The organism is Vibrio hibernica, assembly GCF_015223435.1.
GTDB classification, from domain to species: domain Bacteria; phylum Pseudomonadota; class Gammaproteobacteria; order Enterobacterales; family Vibrionaceae; genus Vibrio; species Vibrio hibernica.
In genome coordinates this window covers 1-2,283 of the sequence record NZ_VHKO01000107.1, presented here as the reverse complement: position 1 = coordinate 2,283, position 2,283 = coordinate 1, and the positions used below count along the sequence as shown (strand labels likewise).

The following is a 2,283-nucleotide window of genomic DNA, read 5'->3' as shown; positions in this document are numbered from 1 at the left end:
CATTTTACGAAGTGTTGTTAGTAGCAATATGCCTCAAAAATGATCAAAGTTTATTGTCCTCCGACAGCAAATCCCCTGTCGTTATCAGCCGTTATAGTATGAAAAATTGTTTTTATTGATGTAATAAGTCTATCGTTTATTGATGTAATAAGTCTATCGTTGCTCTGGTTACATCCATCATTTTTTTCTTTTTTTAATTGGTTTATATTCCCGTCTACTAGTAGTGTATTCGATACTTCCTATCACAGGGATAGCTACTATCACTACCATTATCAGTGTTGAAATAATATCCCACATACTTTATTCCTCCAATTGAACCAATAGATACTTTCTAATAGTCATGTCGTGGCATGGAAGGTCTTCCCAACAGAGAGTGTACAAGACCTATTATAATGATCAACTTAAATTGGAAACACCCACTATAGAAAATAGTCGGTGAGTCGTTATAATTTATTCATTTAGACTTCCGTTAATTTATATACCCATATTTCAGTAATATAAATTTGAGATGTCTTTAGCTAAGACTATACCTCTGATTAGTAGAGTTTTTTATAGCCAAGTCACTCTAGTTAACAAAACTAAACAGCCAGAGAACGATATTGATGCTCTGTTAAGCGTAATCAAATATGATGGGATATCAGCATGACATTCAGGCTAGGGTAAACATGAAAATAATATCGAACATAACTGACTCCCATCACCACGATCTGCAAGAGCTGATTATTCAAGGCGGCGATAGGCTACTCATAACATCGCCGTTCTTAGCCTCTCATATGATGAGCTTTTTAGAGAGCTTTAATTTCAATGCAATAAAGAGCATTGAACTAGTTACCACATTCAAGGCCAATGATCCCGAACAGTTGACAAAGCCAAAACAGTTACTAGATTTCCTCGAATACTTCAAAACTAAACACCCTGCGGTAAAGGCAAAAGTTCATATCGATAATAACCTCCATGGAAAGATCTACGTACTAACCGCAGGTCATGAACATCAAGCCATCATCACATCGGCAAACTTCACCAACAACGGATTACACAATAACCATGAATGGGGAGTACTAACACAACACAATGAGCATCTGGACAATCTCATTGATGAAATTTACGAAGCTATTGAATTTAGAGAACTAACATTAACCCAACTTAGAAAAGCTGTGATGTTCGCTGATCAGTACACCTCACAGAAAGCATGGGAAACAAAGCAACCAACTGCTGATATCGACATCCTGCCACGAGTTTACTCATCAGAAAGCGATTCGGATAAAGATCCACTTTATTTCCTAAAGCCAATCGGTACTCAAGAAGAGCCCGTGTTGCTTGAGGAACAGAGGGACTTCTCTGACCTCCACCAAAACCTGCACTTTTCCAAGAAGAAGCCCAAAGGAGTTAGCAAGGAGGATATCGTCATTACCGCTGGCGTCGGTTCTGGAGCTCTACTTAGCTACTTTAAAGTCACAGGCAGCTTATTCCATGTTACAGATGAAGAAATAAGACAAGAAGCATGGAAAGAACGTTGGCCTTGGTATATGGAAGGGCAAAACCGTAGCTGTGATTTCGGTGGTTCATGGTGGGAGCACCACATTAAACGTAACGATGCTTTAGAAGAATTTCGTCAACTTTACCCCCAAACCCCTGTGACAAAATCAGGTAATTTTACCCTTGGCACACTCAATTTCGGCAACGATAAGGTGCAGATAACCAAAGAGTTTGGCGAGTTTTTGATTAACAAAATTGAGAGCTGTATGACATAAAAAATAAAAGTCGAACGATACAGCATGAAACTATATGGTTCGACTTTACCCACCCCTATCCCTAAGAAACCTTGAACCGTTTCAGCTACTTGCCTCAGCGTTTTCACCTAGTCCATGACAGATTACAAGGTTATCCGAATACCTATACACGACCTTAACTTTAAAGCTGAGGTGGTGCTCCGTAAGAAAGGTATTTTTTAGTTGAGCTGGTATCCAGCCCTGATTCAAGGATTAAGCCCCTCTTTGGCTATTGGGTTTTCGGTTACATCTTAAAACGGCAACAGATCGCTATGCAAACCAAGTTTCATTAACTTTTGATAAAATGAGTACTCTAGAGGTTGTACCTGCTTTGCAGAGAAAAATGGACTTTCGTAATTTGCAGAGTTATTTCCATAATACAATCTATCGACTGGATTTGTATTGTCCAGCAATGAAGTTTTGAAGCTATTAAAAGTTTCAAGTATACCGTCTAGATCTAATCGGGTACTGATACAGTACGAATACCAATTAGCATCCTCGTTATCACTATGAA

The 2,283-nt window shown here is 38.7% G+C and carries 2 protein-coding genes; one reads left to right on the top strand and one right to left on the bottom strand.

Going from position 1 to position 2,283, the window contains the following annotated elements:
• Positions 1 to 665: 665 nt before the first annotated feature.
• Positions 666 to 1,751, top strand: a complete 1,086-nt coding sequence (locus tag FH976_RS15625; protein WP_194091699.1) for a phospholipase D family protein — start codon at positions 666 to 668, stop codon at positions 1,749 to 1,751.
• 269 nt (positions 1,752 to 2,020) lie between these two features.
• On the opposite strand, the gene FH976_RS16025 is transcribed toward FH976_RS15625, so the two are convergent.
• On the bottom strand, positions 2,021 to 2,283 hold a 263-nt coding region (locus FH976_RS16025; RefSeq protein ID WP_228767480.1), incomplete at its 5' end, for a hypothetical protein.

Excerpts from the sequence above, each read along its gene's own strand:
- FH976_RS15625 (WP_194091699.1), top strand. The coding sequence starts at position 666 with ATGAAAATAATATCGAACATAACTGACTCCCATCACCACGATCTGCAA.